The organism is Belliella baltica DSM 15883 (assembly GCF_000265405.1).
Lineage (GTDB): Bacteria > Bacteroidota > Bacteroidia > Cytophagales > Cyclobacteriaceae > Belliella > Belliella baltica.
Genome location: NC_018010.1, coordinates 2854229 through 2872792, shown reverse-complemented (window position 1 = coordinate 2872792; position 18564 = coordinate 2854229). Strand labels below are relative to the sequence as shown.

The window sequence follows — 18564 nt, the reverse complement described above, 5'->3', positions numbered from 1 at the left end:
GCATATTTAAAAGAAAATTTTATGAAAATAATTTTTCCAAAATTTTATAGGTAATCAAGTAAGTAGGCCTTACACCCTCCATTCCTAATGCTCCAGAAGCTAAAGTACTACCTGTTTCAAGTGGGTTATCAGAAGCATAATAGGCATACAGTACTTTTACATTTTTACGAATGCTATTCCTAATTTTACTAGCTGATTGAATCGCTTTTTGATAGTGAGCTCCTTCCATCTCAAGTCCTGCAGCCTTCCAGGAAGATTCTAAGAAGTAAGTTAAAACATCCTTATTTTGAAGTGAAGTCCCCAATACCGTAATCATTGGACCTTCATACACTCCCAATCCAAATCCTTCGAAATCCACTTTCTTCAATTCATTCTTAAATGGATAATTATCAGCTGTCCCCTCAAACACATGACTATTTGGAATCATGATATCTCCTTTATTTCCTTCTAAAATCCCTGCTTTTCCCATGATTGAGGCTGAAACAACATCCAATGGAATTGACTTTCCATCTTTTTCATAAGGTTTCAATAACTCATCGAAGCATTCATAAGCTTGTTCACCAAAAGCATAATCCATCACTACAATTACGGGCTTATTTTTATCTTCTTTGGGAAGGCTAATACCCGGAATAATTGTACCCTTGCTCATTCGTGCAGTATCAATAAGCTGCGCCCCAATATTGGTTCCTGACAAATCTGGTAAATCAATAAATCCATTCTTATTTGCGAAAGCTTGGATTTCTTTACCTTTATTTTTTTTATCATTTACGCTTATCTCCATTGCAATTTTCTCAATCTCCTCATAGGATTTTAGTCCTAATGCTTGGTGACCATAGATCGTATTCACCACACTATGAAGATTTGCAGAAATAATATGAATTGGTCTTTGAATTAAACCTTGGTCGTCTAAAACACTTTTTATTCTATTTGCCCAAAGCTCCCCATAAACATGATGACCAACTCGCTCTCTTAAAGTAGCTGAAAAGGAAATTTCTCTGTCTTTCTCATGCAAAAATTCATTTATCGATAATTTTCCTAAGTGATAAATAATAGAAAATAAGCTATTAGAATTTGATGAAGCAGAAAATTTTTGAATTGTCTGATGTGTTTCATCAAAAGTTCTACCGGTGATATGACTCAAATAAGAACACGCTGCTTCTGAATCAAACTCTTCTCCTTTTCTTTCTTTCTCAACAATCTTTTCAAGCATTTCCCAGTTCAGGTTAATTCTACCTTTATGGTCGGTACTATTTTTTCTTATTTTTTCTGATTCTATGTACAAAAATGTCAAGTGAGTCAAAATATCATAAATATCAGATTTACCACGTGTCATTTCTACATACATTTGGTCTTCATCGACTCTATAGCAGTTTCTTTTTCTTCTACTTGGCACCAGGGTCAAAAAATCAGAATGCTCATATCCTTCACGACTTATCAACCTTACAAACCTACATTCTTCTATTCCTTTTGGTAGGCGCTCCATGACATAAAGTAAGCCATCGAGCTCTATTTTTTCTTCGTCTATAACCAAACCATAGATTTCTGGACTTAACACCAAAAGTGAACTCACTAGCGACTCTCCAGATACTCCCATAGGCTTGTATGTACCTCTCATAAAAAGGTGACGCATGGTGATGTATAATCTTTCAATGGCTGCTCGTGATTCCTGTGCTCTTGTTCTTTTCATATTTTTAAAATTTTTTATTAGGTAAATTCAGCAAATTTACAAATTTTTCCTTGAAATCACACTATTTAATTTTATTAAACAAGTCTAATGCCCTTTTTTATTGGGAAATTGAATTCCAAATTGACAAAACTCAAACTATTCGACTGTTTAAAATCCTATCAATATCTTTCCTTTAAAATAGTCAAATGATGCAGAGTATGACCAGCCATAATGTGAAAGAGCGCCCGCACACTTACTTCATGTCCACTTGCATTTCCAAATCTTGTAAATGACTCTTGAGGCAATGTCTTCATCATAGAAACTAAGGCATAGCGAGACATTTCAAAATCTTCTAGCAAATTCATTAAAGGAACTTGATTAGCATCAGAGTTGGCTACATAAATATCTTGATCAAAACCTGGGAAGGAAGCCTTCTCTCCTCTTGCAAAGCACATTGCTCTAAATGTCATAACACGATCTGTATCGATGATATGGTTAAGTACTTCCTTTGCAGTCCATTTTCCAGGTCCGTAGGCTGTCCCAGAACTCTCCTCTCCCTTGGATTCAAAATACCTTCTCACTTCTTCAATCTGATTCAGTAGAAGTTTAGATATGTCCTGACCGATAATTTTTTCAATATATTTCCCATAGTAGGGAGCATATTCTCCTTCTTTTGGTATTAAATTTTCATTCATGTAAAATATGTTTGGATGTGAATAGTACTTTGGTAAATTTAATGCTTTCAAAATCACCAAATATCAAAATGAGAAAAATATTACTAATATTCGTGTTTTTTGCTGCATCAAGCTTGTATGCTCAAACGCAAATCGTCCAAAGAGATGCTGAAATAGCTAAAATGGTATCCGAAATTTCCGCCAAAAACCTAGAGAAGTATGTAAGAGACCTTGCAGATTTCAAAACAAGACATACGCTTAGCAAACAAGCTGGGGACACTGGTATTTTAGCCTCACAAAAATATGTTCTTAATCATTTCAAATCATTCGAAAGTGAATCAGGTGGACGATTGAGTTCAGAAATTGACTTCTTTACAATTCCTGCTGATAATAGAAGAATTCCAACTGACAGCAAGTTGGGTAACGTCATTGCAACACTAAAAGGCAGCGATCCTAATGATGATCGAATCTTGATCATCATGGCACACATAGATAGCAGAGCATTGAGTGTGATGGATTCTGTGATAGATGCTCCAGGAGCCAATGATGACGGTTCTGGTGTTGCTGCGATCATCGAATTAACACGAATCATGTCTAAAAAATCCTTTCCTGCCACAATTAAGTTCGTTGTTGTCAGTGGAGAAGAACAAGGCTTAAAAGGTGCTGAATATTTGGCTAAAAAAGCAAAAGCAGAAAACTGGAACCTTGTAGCCACACTTAACAATGATATGATTGGAAACAGCCGTTCTTCACAAACAGATATCAGTGACAATACCAGAGTAAGGATTTTTTCTGAAGGTGTTCCAATGGCAGAAACTGATCAGATGGCTGCGATAAGAAGATATACCAATGGAGAAAATGACAGCAAATCCAGACAGCTTGCGAGATTTATGAAAGAAATCGGTGAAAGATATATGGATCAATTAGAAGTGAAATTGATTTATAGAAATGATAGATTTTTGAGAGGTGGGGATCATACTCCATTCGCAAGAGAAGGATTCACAGCCATTAGGGTTTGTGAAATGAATGAAAACTACTATGCACAACATGAAAATGTGCGTTTTGAAGATGGTATTCAATATGGTGATTTACCGGAATTCATGGATTTTGAGTATATGAGAAAAGTAACAGGTATTAACCTAGCATCACTTGCATATTTGGCAACAGCGCCATCTGAACCTCAGATGGTCGGTATAGATGTAAGAAGATTAAGCAACACTTCTACTTTAAGATGGGAAGCTCCGAAAACCGGAAAAGCTAAAGGATATTATGTTTTGATGCGTGAAACAAGCGATTCAATGTGGCAAAAGAAATTTTACACTGAAGACATGACACTAACCATTCCCTATTCTAAAGATAATTATTTCTTTGCTGTTCAGGCAGTTGGAGAAGAAGGACATGAAAGCATGGCTGTTTTCCCACAACCTATTACACGATAAATACTTTAATGTATTAAAAAATTAAACCCCATCGAGATTGATTTTCGATGGGGTTATTTTTTTTTATTCTAAATGTATCTTTCAATTTCTCTATTTACTATTAAAAAGTTGAATAATAGCTGCAAATAGCATCACCAGAAGACAGCCAATCGCATTATACCAAAGGTATCCAATATCGATATTCACCCCAAGTAAAGATTCTCCATTCCTCCAGTGAATCAGTAAAATAACAACTTCTGCCATCAAGGCAGCCAAAAAAACTGCTTGTCCTTTGATCCATTTCATGTAAAATCCGACAAGGAAAATCCCCAAAATTGTCCCATAAAATAGAGAACCAAGTAAATTTACAGCTTGTATAAGGTTTTCGAATAAGGTTGCATAAGTAGCGAAAAGAATAGCGAAAATCCCCCAAAATGCTGTTAGCCATTTGGAAGAAAGCATATAATGACGATCTGATCCTTTTTTATTCAATGACCTTTTGTAAATATCTATAGTGGAAGTCGATCCCAATGCATTCAATTCAGATGCAGTTGAGGACATTGCGGCGGAAAAAATAACAGCAAATAATAACCCTATAATCCCTTTTGGTAAGTAATCCATGACAAAGCGCATGAAGATATAATCTGTATCTCGTGTCTCTGCACCTGCATCATTTTTTATAATCAATGATTTCACTTCATCTCTAATCTGCTCTTGCTTGGCATAAGAAGCTTGCATTTCAGACTTAGCCTTTTCTACTCCTGCTTTATCCTCCTGTCGAACAGCCTCTAAAAGATCTGAAATACTACCAGATTTTTCTTCAAAGGTTTTTGAAAATTCGTTTTGTAAGAGTGTAAAGTCCTCTTTGTATTCTGAAACTTCCAGTTTTTCTGTTTGCACCTTATTGAAAACTACTGGAGGTTGGAAAAATTGATAAAAAACAAAAACCATCACCCCAATAAATAAGATGATAAATTGCATAGGAACTTTGAGCAAGCCATTCATTATCAAACCCATCCTACTTTCTGCAAGTGTTCTTCCTGTCAAATATCGCTGAACTTGAGATTGATCAGTTCCAAAATAAGAAAGAAATAAAAAAAGCGCTGCGGTCATTCCCGACCAAAAATTATATCTATCGGACCAATTAAAATCAAAATTCACAATATTTAAGCGTTCCATTTTCCCCGCTACATGAAGTGCTTCCGTGAATTTGACAGGAAGCATTTCTATCACCAAAATCCCTGCGAGAATCATCCCTCCCATCATTCCCATCATCTGTTGCTTTTGAGTAATGGAAACAGCCTTCGTTCCACCAGAAACGGTATAAGCAATCACAAGAATACCTATAAATATATTGGTCCACGTTAGATTCCATCCCAAAAGCGTGGAAAGTATAATAGAGGGTGCATAAATGGTAATGCCAGCAGCCAAGCCTCTTTGAGTCAGGAAAAGTAAAGCTGCAAGAGTTCTGGTTTTTAGATCAAACCTATTTTCTAAAAATTCATAGGCAGTGTAAACTTTAAGTTTATAGTAAATTGGAATAAAGGTAACTGACAAAATGATCATGGCTACAGGAAGCCCAAAATAGAACTGAATAAATCTCATTCCGTCTTCATAAGCCTGTCCAGGAGTACTGAGGAAAGTAATAGCTGAAGCTTGTGTAGCCATTATCGACAATCCGATAGTCCACCAATTCATATCGCTATCACCTCTTAGATAGTTTTCCATGCTTTTGGGGCCATAGGTCTTATAGACACCATAACCCACTATTGTTAGCAGTGTACCGAAAAGAACAATCCAGTCTAAATTACTCATGAAAAAGCTTGGGTTAGCCAATAAAACAAACCTATCAAAACAAATAATGTAATGATCAAAGCAACATACCAATTATTCCATTTAGTATTATTTTCCACTTGGTTGCTCGATCAAATTGACAAAAATTTTAATTGCTCCTGGAACTCCAGCAGGCAGTTGTCTGAACCAAGAAATTCCAGAATAAGTGTATGTTCCTTTACCATATTTGGCAAATAGTAATGCACCTTGGCTTGCCTTTTCTCCTGGATCTTGCATGGTAAATGGAGTAGAATAATTTGAATCCCAGTTAGAAGTAAAGTACAAACCTCTTTCTTGCACCCAACCATCAAAATCTGAGGCTTCAATTTTGTTTGGAAAACTCATAATTGGATGATTAAAATCTACCACAACTGGAGACCCCTCTACTGTAACCCTATCTCTTGATAATGAAAATGGAAATGGTCCCATCTCTCTAGTCAAAAGTGGTGAAGAAGTATTGTACTGAACGATCACATTTCCACCTTCTTTGATATATCCCATCAATTGATCCACATTGGAAGCCAATGCTTGATTGGTATTGAATGCTCTGATACCAATAATGACAGTTTTAAATTCTTTGAATTTATCCTTTTTTATATCGCCATTTTCTAAAAAAGAAACTTGATAACCTAAGTTTTTCAAAATATCTGGGACATCATCGCCGGCACCATTGATATAAGCTATATTTTGACCACTAACTTTGATATCCATTTTGATCAAATCAAAGGATGTTGAGGTAAAATAGGTCAAATTAGGAATATGCTTATACAAGATTCTTTTTGTATCCTGATTAAAAACTCGCTTATCATTTGTCGTGAAATTGACAACAATTGACATCTTCTCCTGGTTAGAATCTAAAATTCTAATTTTGTATAAGATCCTTTTTCTTCTGTCATCCTTTTCCATAGAGAGAACCTGATACTGATTTTTATTTAGTCCCTCTAAAGTGAGTACTCCATCAATGAAATTATCTCTAAAAGAAATTTCAACATTAAGCTCAGGATTAGCTCCATCAACCAAGAAAACATGCTGCTTGTCAAGATTTATATTTACTTCTGGAACAAGAGTAAATGGTTGTTTGATCTCTCCATCTACCTGATCATTATATTTATACATCAATGGAATCTCATATTGAATGGTTTGACCATCAATTTCTAAAGTAACTTGAGAAGAGATAGAAGCTTTATTGATCGGCTGACCAATTTTCTGAAGATCAACAACATCAAATAAACTATTATCAATAGGTTTTTCTAGCCAAAATGGTTGTGATACTGGGTAATCAGTTGGAATAGAAAGTTTGATCACTTGATTTAATGGTTTATTATCTGTCGCTAATTTATTAATCTGAATATCTGAAATACTAGTATTTGCTGATTTGACAGTGATAGGCAAAGCTGAAGGATTATTGAATAAAAATTCTGTCTCTAGAGTTTCACCTGGATAGCCTATTTCTTTTCTAATAATAAATTCAGATTTCACTCCAAGATTACTTAGGATTAATTGATTTATAAAAGATTTCTTTTCTAAAAACCATTTTTCCTTGTTGTTTACTCCATCCATTAATCTTTTGATTGTCAAAAGATTTTTTACATTATTTTCAGGTTTTACAAAATCAAATAAATTTAAAGCATTTTGAATTGCTGATTCGATTTTCAATCCATCCTCTATTTTCTCCCATCTATTTTGAATCCCCTCAAATGGACTATTTTCAAAACTTTCACCATTCAATTGCTCTATAAAATCATTTCCTACTCCAATTTGAGAAGTTGAACCAAAGCCTTGAGATTTGTGCATTGTTCTACTGTCAGCCGCAATTTGAGAATAGGTAGTTCCCAACAAAGGATTGTAATCACCTACTGGGAAAATATGATAATTTTTTTCAGAATTAGGTTCATATTGTCCTCCCCAATTGTATGCATTCCAAAAAAGTCTCTTGGCTTGCCAGGGTTCAGCCGAATTCAGTTGGTCCGAAAAGGCATCTTTATTTCCAGAAATCTCAAAAGCTTCGGAGGCAAGAATAGCTGATGTTGTATGATGTCCGTGAGTTGTACCAGGCGTGGTATTAAATCTATTGATGATAATATCGGGTTGAAAATCCCGAATAATCCATACTACATCAGCAAGAAGTTTTTGCTTTTCCCAATTGTTTAGTGTTTCATCAGGGTTTTTACTAAATCCAAAATCAAGTGCTCTTGTGAAAAATTGTCTACCTCCATCTGTATTTCTTGCTTGTAAAAGTTCATGAGTCCGAATCATTCCAAGTTCAATTCCCAACTCTTTTCCTATTAAGTTTTGCCCTCCATCCCCTCTTGTGAGAGAAAGATAGGCTACTTGCGCATGTTCACCATTTGCCAAATAGGAAATCAACCTTGTGTTTTCATCATCAGGGTGAGCTGCTACAAAAAGAATCCGCTTGGTTTCTTTCAGTTTCAACAAGTCATGATAAAGTTTAGAAGAAGGGTTTTGTGCAAATGCAGGAAGAAGTAAAAAACCGAATAAGGTTATTAGTAAACTGGTTTGTTTCAACATTTGGATTTAAAATTTGTAGATCAAAATCTAGAATATGTTTCAATCATATAAAAACGTTTTTTTATCAAAGGGTTTTTCATGATGTTAACATATATGATGAATGGTCAAGAAAAACAAAAAATCATAAAAAAAGCCACCTAAAAGGCAGCTTTTTTTTTTTTGATTATGGTGGAAAAATTAACCTTCCATCCAATTTTCACCGAGTAGCTCGATCAATTTTTGATTATATTTCTCTGCCTCTTGCTCGTTTTCTAATTTTGTATGAATTTGGAAGAGAATTTCTAAAATATTAGTTGCTTCAGGCTTTATTTCTACAGCTTTAGTGAAATAAGGTATTGCTTTTACATAATACTCTTCTGCCTCCTTATTCATTGAATCAGCTCTTTTTTCCCATTCTTCATCAGAAAGTGAACCGACTTCATTCAAGATTACTCTTGCCTTTTCAATGTAGATTGCCCCGGCGTAGTTATTTCCTTCATAGAAATCTGGATCAACTTGTACAGACTTTTCATACTGAGCTAATGCACCTTCCATATCCCCAGATTGTTCTAATAAATAGCCGTATCTTAAAAGAAGGCCTGTGTTTTCCGGGTCGTTTTCCAAAGCTGCAACAACAGATTTCATTGCTTCGTCCAATTTATCCAATTGTAATAAAAGTTGAATTTCAAACTCAGCAAGTGTCTTGTCGTTTGGATCAATTTTTCTAGCTTCTGTAACGAGTCTATAAGCTTCCTCAGGATCTTTATCTGCTCCACTTGCAATCTGAATTAGGAAATAATAAGCATTTAACTTATCATAATCTTCAATTTCTAACAAGCGATTTAAATATACTTTTGCCTCATCTGTTTTATCCAATTGAAATGCAAGATAGCCAGCATTAAAGTTCATTGTAGTATCAGTAGGGCTGATTTCACTAGCTAGACCAAAGTACTCATAAGCCATCTCAAGATTATCTGCTTCGTAAGTGGCTATAGCTTTTTGGAAAGTCGAATTTTTTAATGTTTCCATGCTATAAGGTCTCAAATTTTCTGGCATTCCTGCAAGATCATCTTCAAAAACCTCTTTACCAACTTTACTTTCCTTGTCATTTCCTACCATTTCCATGGTTTTCTGAAAAACAGAATAGGCATCTTTTCCTAATTCAACTGTTGACATTTCAGTTTCATCAGCTGAATCGTAGATTTTTGTTTGGATTTTTCCTTTGAGTAAATGAGTTTCTGGATCATCTTTTGTCTCGGGATCTTGCAATGCACTTTCAACCTCAGTCAATGCAGTTGTCAGTTCTCCTTTTTTAAAGTTTCTTTCAGCAGATTTCACCACTTTTTTCTGTGCGAAACTTACGGTGACAAAACCTACTAAGGCTAATGATAAGATTAACTTTTTCATTTTGTTCTTTTTTCTAATTGTTTGGATCTTCGGTTATATTGTTTTCTGAATCAGGGTTTTCTCCCTGTGGGTTTTGGGTAATTTCTGTATCTTCTTCAGACTCTTCTTCTCTTCTGATTTTTTCAACAGACGAGATTTCGTCGTTTTCTCCAAGTTTGATCAATCTGACTCCTTGTGTAGCTCTTCCCATCACTCGGAGATTTGAAACAGGAGTTCGGATTGTAATTCCGGATTTATTGATAATCATCAAATCATCGGTATCAACTACTTCTTTGATAGCCACCAAATAACCTGTTTTCTCAGTTACATTCATGGCCTTCACTCCTTTTCCTCCTCTATTTGTAATTCTATACTCATCAAGAGGTGACCTTTTGCCATATCCTTTTTCAGAAACTACAAGAAGACTTGCATCTTCTCTAGAGGCACATACCATGCCAATCACTGTGTCGTTAACATTACTTAACTTTATAGCTTTGACACCTGTAGCTGTTCGGCCCATAGGTCTTACAGTGGATTCGTGGAAATGAATCGCCCGACCAGATTGTGCAGCAATGATAATGTGCGAATTTCCATTAGTCATTTCCACTTGCATCAATTGATCTTCATCTCTGATGTTTAAGGCTATAATCCCATTAGTTCGTGGTCTTGAATATTGTTCAAGCGTGGTCTTTTTGATGATTCCCTTTTTGGTCACCATCACCAAGAAGTTATTATTGATATAATCTTCGTTGCTTAAATCTTCAACTTGAATAATGGATCTAATGCTATCTTCAGAAGTGATATTGATCAGATTCTGAATTGGCCTTCCTTTAGAAGCTTTGGAACCTTCTGGAATGGCATAGGTTTTCAACCAAAATAATTTACCAAGATCTGTAAAGATTAAGAGATAATTATGTGTGGATGCCGTGAACAAATATTCTGTCCAATCGTCATCTTTTGTTGTGGCTCCTCTTGAACCTACACCTCCTCTACTTTGCGTCCTATATTCTGATAATGCAGTTCTTTTGATATATCCCTCATGCGACACGGTAATTACTACTTCTTCATTTGGAATCATATCTTCATAACTGAAATCCTCAGCATTGTGCTCAATATCAGTTCTTCTATCATCAGCGTATCTTTGCTTCATTTCAGCAAGCTCGTCTTTGATGATTTGCATTCTTTTGTCTTCGTTGGCAAGAATTTCTTTTAATTCTTCAATCAAAGTCATGATTTGATCATACTCTTCTTGAATCTTTTCACGCTCCATGCCTGTAAGACGCTGAAGTCTCATATCTAGGATAGCTCTTGCTTGAATTTCACTCAATTCAAAACGTTCCATCAAGCCATTTCTAGCAGTTTCAGGATCTCTTGAACCTCTTATCAAAGCAATTACTTCATCGATATTATCTAAAGCGATCAAATAACCCAATAAGATATGAGCTCTTTTTTCTGCTTCTCTTAATTCATATTCAGTACGTCTCACGACCACTTCGTGGCGGTGATTGACGTAATGAACAATCATATCTTTCAAATTCAGCGTATAAGGTCTACCTTTCACAAGGGCAACATTATTCACTGAAAAAGAAGTCATTAACTGTGTTTGCTTATAAAGATTATTTAATACCACATTGGATATGGCATCTCTTTTCAATTCATAAACAATTCGCATCCCTTGTCTATCAGATTCATCTCTAATAGCAGAAATACCATCTATTTTTTTCTCTGTGATTAATTGAGCTGTTTTCTCAATCATGTTGGCCTTATTGACCAAGTATGGAATCTCAGTGATGATAATCATCTCTCTTCCATTGTCTTTGGTTTCAATGTTTGCCTTACCACGAACGATAATTCGTCCTCTTCCAGTTTCAAAAGCTGCTTTTACACCATTATAGCCATAAATAGTCCCACCCGTTGGGAAATCTGGAGCAATAATGTGCTCCATCAATTCTTGAATCGTAATGTCTTTGTTATCAATGTAAGCAGTGATGCCATCTACGATTTCTCCTAAATTGTGCGGAGCCATATTGGTAGCCATACCTACCGCAATCCCAGACGCTCCATTGAGTAATAATGCCGGAATTTTTGCTGGAAGTACCACTGGCTCCTTCAAAGAGTCATCAAAGTTCAACTGGAAATCAACAGTCTCTTTATTGATATCAATCAACAATTCCTCAGCAATTCTTTTGAGCCTGGCTTCTGTATAACGCATTGCAGCTGGATTATCTCCATCCACAGAACCAAAGTTGCCTTGACCATCCACCAAAGGATATCTTAAGGACCATGGCTGAGCCATACGAACCATCGTTTCATATACTGCTGAATCACCGTGAGGATGGTACTTACCCAGTACTTCCCCAACAATTCTAGCTGATTTTTTAAAGGATTTGTTGTGTAGTACGCCCAATTCTTGCATTCCGAAGAGGATTCTTCTGTGAACAGGCTTGAGTCCGTCTCGGACATCTGGAAGTGCTCTGGAAACAATAACCGACATCGAATAATCGATGTAGGCTCCACGCATTTCGTCTTCAATGTTAATCGGTATGATATTCTCTTTTTCTCCTTGAGCCATATTTATCTATTCTCAATAAGCTTGCAAGATAATAAAAAGAAAACGGTTTTGAAATATGATTTTACACTCAGAAAGAGTGAATTTGAATTAGTTTTAATACCATTGACCCACTCTTCGGTTTTGTAAATTGAAAATAGAACTTCCTCTATATTCAACTCCATTATGTAAGTGCTTCATAACCACGCCACAACCTTCAACCTTACATCTTTTTGTACCCGGAATACTGATAGAAAGCCCAACTTGAGCTCCCAAAAGGGTTTGTTTAATATTCTGAAATTCTTCAATATTTTGTGTCTGATAGGAGAAATCTCTCATTTCTATTCCTGTTTTAACAAAAAATCTTGCGTATTCTGAAAATTCACGCTCTACTCTAAGCGCTAATCCATAATAAGGCGAATCATTAATAACAAAGTTAGGAGAGGTTGATTTTCTTACTAAAATATTTCCATATTCACCTTCCAAAATAAATCTCCAAGGATAGTTTTGTCTCATCCTTTGTGTTTTTTCTGATTGCATATATACATTTTGAGTAGCAAATTTTCTATATCTCCATTTTAAAAAACTCCTTCTCCTATTTGCATCATACAAAACAAGACCAACAGTACCATAGAGTTTATCAAAAGTATATGCACTGTTTTCAAATTCAAATTGATAATCTGAACCTTTCAAAGCATTCATACTTCCCATTTCTCTTCCATAGCCACCACCAACTACCAAGAGATTGAAAAGATTCAGTCTAACGCCTAAGTTCACAGGAACGCCAAAGCCATTTCCTTTAAAACTGATAGTGTCGTTGCCAGATAGCTCTCTTGGATTTTCTAAATTTCTGTATTGTGAAATTGGATATTCACTTGGCAAGCTGGAAAGAAAATTCAAATCATTTTGAATATAATTTCCACCGGCGGATAGCTCAAAACTAAAATTGCTAATAGCTTGTCGGAAAAAATTACCTATATTATTTTCACTCATCCGACCTCTCTTAGCTTTGGTATCTATTCCAAAAATATCTTCTTGAGCTAAAATCTCACTTGAAATTAAGGAGACTAAAATAAGGGGAAGTAAAACTCGACTGTATTTCATATTATCATTAACGAAACCCAAATTAAAAATAATACTTCTAATAAAAATAAAAAGGCCTTCAAATTGAAGACCTTTCTCAAAATAATTCTTTCAGCTATTATAAACTGTCTGTGACTGTATCACCATCTTCTTCAGCATCTTTTTCTTTCATTTCCGCAATCAGGCTATCTACTTTAGCTTTAACCTCAGGATTTTCCTTCATTGCTTTATTTACTTTATTGTAAGTGGCTGCTCCTAATACTTCAGCGTCCATGATCAAATCAGTTTTATATTCCCTCGCTACATCTCCCAATGATGCGATAAAATCTTGGATTCTTTGATATTCCGCTGTTTCTTCTTCGGTAATTTCAATTTCAGCTAACTTCTCTTCATTTCCCCATGCAGCCTTAATCTCATTGTATCTTGCGCCTCCTTCTCCGATGATTTCATTCGTCTTGATCATCTCTTCTACCTCAGCTTGTTTGCCTGCCATGAATTCCAGGAAATTTGCTTCCATTGCGGCAAATTTCATCATTTCTTCTTCAGTCACTTCTTCTGACACCTCCTGAGCGTTCACTTGAACACTCATTAAACCTAACAATAAGAAGGCTAATACAAATACTCTTTTCATCATGATAATTGATTTAATTTAACTTTTTTATTCAAAAACGAACCTCTAATAAAATGTTTTCAGCCCGTTATTACAAAGAATTGTCCAATTTCTGTGCCTTAAAAATTGTTAAAAGGCAAATATTATAGATTGAAGGAGTTTTATCAAAATTAATTTACTGAATCTTTTTTAATTCTTTTATGGTTGCAATTGGGTCTTCGGAAGAAAAAACAAAGCTACCTGCAACTAAAACGTCAGCTCCAGCCTCCCTCAGCATCCCTGCATTTTTTTGATTCACTCCGCCATCAATTTCAATCTCTGTTTGTGCACCACTTTCGATGATAATTTCTTTAAGTCTCTTAACTTTTTTGTAAGTATTTTCAATGAATTTTTGTCCACCAAATCCAGGGTTTACTGACATGATACATACCAAATCTATATCCTTAATAACATCCTTCAACAGTTCCACAGATGTATGAGGATTTATAGCAACACCTGCTTTACAGCCTAGCTGCTTGATCCCTTGCAAAGTCCTATGCAAATGATCGCAAGCTTCATAATGTACTGATATGATTTCTGCCCCAGCATTTTTGAAAGCTTCTAAGTACTGATCAGGATTGACGATCATCAAGTGAACATCCAAAGGCTTTTTCGCGTGCTTATTGACTGCTTCTGTAACAGGAATACCAAATGAAATATTCGGAACAAAAACACCGTCCATGATATCTACATGGATATAATCTGCTTCAGAAGCATTGAGCATTTCTATTTCTTTCTGAAGATTAGCGAAATCTGATGCAAGTATCGAAGGAGCTATTTTTACTGACATATTTTTAGTAGGGTTTATAAGCTGCAAAGGAAATAAAAAAGATTTTAGCCCCCTACCTTTTTATTAATTTTGTCCTTCTTATTTCTCTTCCTGACTGCATTTCTACAATATACAATCCACTTTTCAATTGAGAAATATCTACTTCAAAAGCAATATTATTGGAAGGTCTCGTTAAGTCTTGTTCAAAAATTAAATTCCCATTCGACTGATAAACTCTGATTTTTCCCAGAAGTTCTTGACCAAAATCCGCATAAAGAATTCTTCCATCGTTCGGGTTTGGATATATTCTCCAAGAAAAATTTTCGCTTTGTGGATTTTCTACATTTAAAACCTCTCCGAAATAAGCTCTACTGAAATTCGGAATTCCATATCCTAATAAATTATCCGGATCTTCCGATTGAGATCCACTCTGTTTTAACAGTTCAATTAATTCATCCTTTGTCAACTCTGGCTTTGCTTGCCATAATCCAGCTGCCAAAGCCGCAATCTGAGGAGCTGAGAAGGATGTGCCACTTCCATTATTATTTAAACTTCCTGTTTGGGTAATTAAAGTCACTCCAGTTCCAAGGGTTGATAATTCAGGCTTAATTCTCTCATCTGAGGTTGGACCTTGTGAACTTCTGCTCCACCATTTAGATTCTCTATCAACACCGCCAATAGCTAATATCCCATTTGCATCCGCAGGAGCTGTAATCGAAAAAGGTCTAGGACCATAATTCCCTGCACTCGTTACAATCAAAATCCCTTTTTTGCCAGCTATATCTGCTCCTTGTGAAATGATGGCAGTAGTACCATCTAAATCTTCAAAAGTATAATCCATATTAGGATCATCAAAGTCAAGATAACCTAAAGAGGAATTGATAATATCTACACCCAAACTATCCGCATATTCAGCTGCCCTCACCCAATTGTACTCTTCAATTCTGAATTCTGAAAAAACATCTTCGGTAATACAGAGAATATAATTGGCATCAGGAGCACCAGAAACAAGTAATTCAGGTGAGTTAGCAGCAATCAAAGAGAGTACATTTGTCCCATGTTGGTTTTTTGAATAGACATTAGGATTACTAAGGTCCACAAAGTCTTTTGTTCCGATAATTTGATTTCTTGCTATCAAATGTGAAAAACCTTCAACTTGATCTACTCCCGGAAATCCCGCATCAAAAACAGCAATCGTAACACCTTCTCCTTTAAACCCTTCTTCATGCATCTCTGGGATCCCTAAAAGGGAATTTTGAAATTCATAATCTTCTACTTGAGACTTCCTAAATCCAAATTTAAAGTTGATACTATTCAGATTGCTTTTCTTTATTTTTCTCAAAAATCGTCCTCCTGCAGATTGTGAAACATAAACCAAAACAACCTTTTCAACAAAATCTAAATTTCCAATTGTCGCCAATTGTTCTTCTGTCGCCTCAACCAAAGATGCATTCATCCAATTACTGTTATAAATAACGTTTTGGACATTTTCTTTGATGATTGAAATGTATTTTTCTGAAACTGGCAAATCTAGACTATCCAATGCAATTCCCTGACTCGCTCTTCTTTGTATTGATTTTTCAGTCAAAAATTCAGTTGGACTTTCTAAGGAGAAGTTCTCTTGTGGTTTATATTTATAATGTACTGCATATTTGTTTTGCGCTGAGGCAAAACCTACAAAAAACACAAAACCAAAAACAGCAAAAAACTTAAATCTTCCCATAATTGATGATTTTTAAATGCAATTTTTCACCAGAATCTACAAGTTGCTGACCCAAACAGTCATTTCGAGAACAATAAGTTAGCACTTCAGAAAATTGCTCAATCATCCCTATACCTTTTACGAAAACCTCGTATCTGTTATCACGGAAAGTAATCTCGTCGTCATCCATCTCTTGTAGAACCCTGACAGCTTGATTATAGTTTATCGATCTCAATTCATAACCTCCCAATAAGTCAATAGTGAATTCATCAGATTCATTTGATGAATAAATTTTACTGTCCCAAGACTTGTTCATCTTTGGAGGAAAAGAAAGGGAAACTACCCTTTCATTATCTTGCATTCTGACCAAAGCATTATTTCTTACAAATAAAGCATAGTTCCCAACACCTATCCAATTTGAGCGGTTTGCTGAGCGTTCTCTTAACATGACATAAACTGTGATTCCTTCCTCACTTAAATAACTATAATCAACTTTGTCACGGAAATAAAAATTATTTGTTTCCGAGTCATTTTCTCCAAAATATATGGTCTGTTCAACTTCATATTCCCAAAAAAGTCCAACTTCTAATGGTTGATAATCAAATCCAAAATCTGTGTTCTGATCATCCACTTCTTGGCAAGACCAAAGGGCACAAAGAATAAGTAAAAGGGGAATTAAATTAATTCTGTACATATGACTCTTCTAACAACATGCTAAAAATACATTTTTCGATCGAAATCTTTTACCTTAGCGTGCAGAAAAACAATAATATCTAAAATGTCTCTCAAAACTTTCGTAAAAATAAGTGCTATCAACAACCTAAGTGATGCCAGATACTGTGCTGGAATGTATGTTAACTTGATGGGCTTCAACTTAGAAGAAAATCAACCTAATTATATTTCTCCTGAAAAATTTGGAGAGATAACGAGCTGGCTCTCGGGTTTGGAGTATGTTGGGGAATTTGAAAATTCTCATCCCGATTCGATTTTAGAAACACTTAAAAGCTATCCTGACATCAAATACATAGAAATTCAAGAAGAAATTCATTTGAAAATGCTTGTCAATTCAAGTTATGGTTTAATCCTCAAGCAAAACATCAAAGATGTTGACGATTTGGAAGATTTAATAACAAAATCTCAATCCTATTCGGATCATGATGTCACCCTTCACTTGGTAAGTGAGACGCTTCATTTAGATGACTCAATTCTAGAAAAAATCAAAGCTTTATCTGAAAAATGCCAGGTATTATTGGGCTTTGGTTTGGAAGCAAATTCGATTGAAAATATAATTGAAAAGACAAAGATTAGAGGAATATCGCTTCAAGGCGGTGATGAGATTAAGCCAGGGTTGAAAGATTTTGATGAATTAGCTGATATTTTGGAGGCATTGGAAATAGATAATTAATTTAAAAATATACAGACATTTTTATGTTGGACAAAAAGCAGGTTTCCCAAGATTTCATGGCCATTCAAGACCATATCTGCAAAGAATTGGAATTGGCAGATGGGAAAGCAAAATTCAAAGAGGACAAATGGAACCGTGCTGAAGGTGGTGGTGGGAGAACAAGAATAATCGGAAATGGTAATATCATCGAAAAAGGTGGAGTGGCATTTTCTGCAGTTGAAGGACCTACACCAGAAAAAATCTTAAAGAAGCTAAATCTTGAAAAAGCAGACTTTTTCGCTACAGGAGTTTCCATCGTGATTCACCCTGAAAGTCCGATGGTCCCAATCATCCACATGAATATCCGGTATTTCGAGATGAGCAATGGCATCAATTGGTTTGGTGGTGGTATTGATCTGACCCCTCATTATGTTGATGAGAACGATGCTCAATTCTTTCATCAAGCTGTCAAAGAAACCTGCGATCAATTCAATCCGGAATATTATCCGAAATTCAAGAATTGGGCAGATGACTACTTCTATATCAAACACCGAAATGAAACACGTGGTGTAGGGGGTATTTTCTTTGATAGACTCAGTTCTGATAATGAAAAAGAGCAAAATCAGATTTTCGAATTTGCGAAATCCATCGGATACCTTTTCCCAAAGGTGTACACCCATTTTATGAATAAAAATCATAAACTCCCTTATGGTGAAAATGAAAAAAGCTGGCAAGCTCTGAGAAGAGGTCGTTATGTGGAATTCAATTTGGTTTGGGATGCGGGAACTAAGTTTGGGCTTGACACCAATGGAAGAACAGAAAGTATCCTGATGAGTATGCCACCTCAGGCAAACTGGGAATATATGCACCAGGTTAAAGAAGGTTCAGAAGAAGAAAAAACACTCTCTTTGCTGAAAAAAGGGATAAACTGGGTTTAATTAATT

The 18564-nt window shown here is 35.5% G+C and carries 14 protein-coding genes; 3 read left to right on the top strand and 11 right to left on the bottom strand.

Annotated features, from left to right (window positions below):
- Positions 1-19 precede the first annotated feature (19 nt).
- The gene (locus tag BELBA_RS13040) at positions 20-1687 is read right to left on the bottom strand and encodes a DUF6909 family protein (protein ID WP_014773161.1); all 1668 of its coding nucleotides are present in this window, start codon (positions 1685-1687) and stop codon (positions 20-22) included.
- A gap of 158 nt (positions 1688-1845) precedes the next feature.
- Positions 1846-2361, bottom strand: coding sequence for a DinB family protein (locus tag BELBA_RS13035; RefSeq protein ID WP_014773160.1), 516 nt, complete (start codon positions 2359-2361; stop codon positions 1846-1848).
- 68 nt (positions 2362-2429) lie between these two features.
- Between BELBA_RS13035 and BELBA_RS13030 the strand changes: the two genes are divergently transcribed.
- Entirely contained in the window at positions 2430-3779 is a 1350-nt protein-coding gene (locus BELBA_RS13030; RefSeq protein ID WP_041779671.1) for a M20/M25/M40 family metallo-hydrolase, read from the top strand.
- A 90-nt stretch (positions 3780-3869) separates the two neighbouring features.
- On the opposite strand, the gene BELBA_RS13025 is transcribed toward BELBA_RS13030, so the two are convergent.
- From BELBA_RS13025 to BELBA_RS12985, 9 genes are all read right to left on the bottom strand, one after another.
- Positions 3870-5573 carry a sodium:solute symporter family protein gene (locus tag BELBA_RS13025; RefSeq protein WP_014773158.1) on the bottom strand — a complete coding sequence of 568 codons (1704 nt, stop codon included), beginning with the start codon at positions 5571-5573 and terminating at the stop codon, positions 3870-3872.
- Between the two features lie 87 nt (positions 5574-5660).
- A complete protein-coding gene (locus BELBA_RS13020; RefSeq protein ID WP_014773157.1) occupies positions 5661-8120 on the bottom strand; it encodes a PIG-L family deacetylase in 2460 nt (819 codons plus the stop codon).
- 177 nt (positions 8121-8297) lie between these two features.
- Positions 8298-9506: a tetratricopeptide repeat protein gene (locus BELBA_RS13015; protein WP_014773156.1), complete on the bottom strand. Its 1209-nt coding sequence runs from the start codon at positions 9504-9506 to the stop codon at positions 8298-8300.
- 13 nt (positions 9507-9519) lie between these two features.
- Positions 9520-12057, bottom strand: coding sequence for a DNA gyrase subunit A (gene gyrA / locus BELBA_RS13010; RefSeq protein ID WP_014773155.1), 2538 nt, complete (start codon positions 12055-12057; stop codon positions 9520-9522).
- Between the two features lie 93 nt (positions 12058-12150).
- On the bottom strand, positions 12151-13137 hold the full coding sequence (locus tag BELBA_RS13005) for a hypothetical protein (protein WP_014773154.1): 987 nt from the start codon (positions 13135-13137) through the stop codon (positions 12151-12153).
- A gap of 97 nt (positions 13138-13234) precedes the next feature.
- Positions 13235-13747, bottom strand: coding sequence for a hypothetical protein (locus tag BELBA_RS13000; protein WP_014773153.1), 513 nt, complete (start codon positions 13745-13747; stop codon positions 13235-13237).
- 154 nt (positions 13748-13901) lie between these two features.
- Positions 13902-14555, bottom strand: coding sequence for a ribulose-phosphate 3-epimerase (rpe, locus tag BELBA_RS12995; protein ID WP_014773152.1), 654 nt, complete (start codon positions 14553-14555; stop codon positions 13902-13904).
- Between the two features lie 52 nt (positions 14556-14607).
- Positions 14608-16257, bottom strand: coding sequence for a S8 family serine peptidase (locus BELBA_RS12990; protein ID WP_014773151.1), 1650 nt, complete (start codon positions 16255-16257; stop codon positions 14608-14610).
- Positions 16244-16930 (bottom strand): hypothetical protein, encoded by a 687-nt coding sequence (locus BELBA_RS12985; protein WP_014773150.1) that lies wholly within the window; start codon positions 16928-16930, stop codon positions 16244-16246. Before BELBA_RS12985 ends, BELBA_RS12990 begins: the two co-directional genes overlap by 14 nt.
- A gap of 84 nt (positions 16931-17014) precedes the next feature.
- Between BELBA_RS12985 and trpF the strand changes: the two genes are divergently transcribed.
- Together trpF and hemF are read left to right on the top strand one after the other, a co-directional pair.
- Positions 17015-17641 (top strand): phosphoribosylanthranilate isomerase, encoded by a 627-nt coding sequence (gene trpF, locus BELBA_RS12980; protein WP_014773149.1) that lies wholly within the window; start codon positions 17015-17017, stop codon positions 17639-17641.
- Positions 17642-17664: 23 nt separating this feature from the next.
- Positions 17665-18558: an oxygen-dependent coproporphyrinogen oxidase gene (gene hemF / locus BELBA_RS12975; protein WP_014773148.1), complete on the top strand. Its 894-nt coding sequence runs from the start codon at positions 17665-17667 to the stop codon at positions 18556-18558.
- Positions 18559-18564: the final 6 nt, after the last annotated feature.

Excerpts from the sequence above, each read along its gene's own strand:
- gyrA (WP_014773155.1), bottom strand. The coding sequence starts at position 12,057 with ATGGCTCAAGGAGAAAAAGAGAATATCATACCGATTAACATTGAAGAC.
- BELBA_RS12985 (WP_014773150.1), bottom strand. The coding sequence starts at position 16,930 with ATGTACAGAATTAATTTAATTCCCCTTTTACTTATTCTTTGTGCCCTT.
- BELBA_RS13040 (WP_014773161.1), bottom strand. The coding sequence starts at position 1,687 with ATGAAAAGAACAAGAGCACAGGAATCACGAGCAGCCATTGAAAGATTA.
- rpe (WP_014773152.1), bottom strand. The coding sequence starts at position 14,555 with ATGTCAGTAAAAATAGCTCCTTCGATACTTGCATCAGATTTCGCTAAT.
- BELBA_RS13015 (WP_014773156.1), bottom strand. The coding sequence starts at position 9,506 with ATGAAAAAGTTAATCTTATCATTAGCCTTAGTAGGTTTTGTCACCGTA.
- BELBA_RS13005 (WP_014773154.1), bottom strand. The coding sequence starts at position 13,137 with ATGAAATACAGTCGAGTTTTACTTCCCCTTATTTTAGTCTCCTTAATT.
- hemF (WP_014773148.1), top strand. The coding sequence starts at position 17,665 with ATGTTGGACAAAAAGCAGGTTTCCCAAGATTTCATGGCCATTCAAGAC.
- BELBA_RS13025 (WP_014773158.1), bottom strand. The coding sequence starts at position 5,573 with ATGAGTAATTTAGACTGGATTGTTCTTTTCGGTACACTGCTAACAATA.
- trpF (WP_014773149.1), top strand. The coding sequence starts at position 17,015 with ATGTCTCTCAAAACTTTCGTAAAAATAAGTGCTATCAACAACCTAAGT.
- BELBA_RS13035 (WP_014773160.1), bottom strand. The coding sequence starts at position 2,361 with ATGAATGAAAATTTAATACCAAAAGAAGGAGAATATGCTCCCTACTAT.
- BELBA_RS13020 (WP_014773157.1), bottom strand. The coding sequence starts at position 8,120 with ATGTTGAAACAAACCAGTTTACTAATAACCTTATTCGGTTTTTTACTT.
- BELBA_RS13030 (WP_041779671.1), top strand. The coding sequence starts at position 2,430 with ATGAGAAAAATATTACTAATATTCGTGTTTTTTGCTGCATCAAGCTTG.
- BELBA_RS12990 (WP_014773151.1), bottom strand. The coding sequence starts at position 16,257 with ATGGGAAGATTTAAGTTTTTTGCTGTTTTTGGTTTTGTGTTTTTTGTA.
- BELBA_RS13000 (WP_014773153.1), bottom strand. The coding sequence starts at position 13,747 with ATGAAAAGAGTATTTGTATTAGCCTTCTTATTGTTAGGTTTAATGAGT.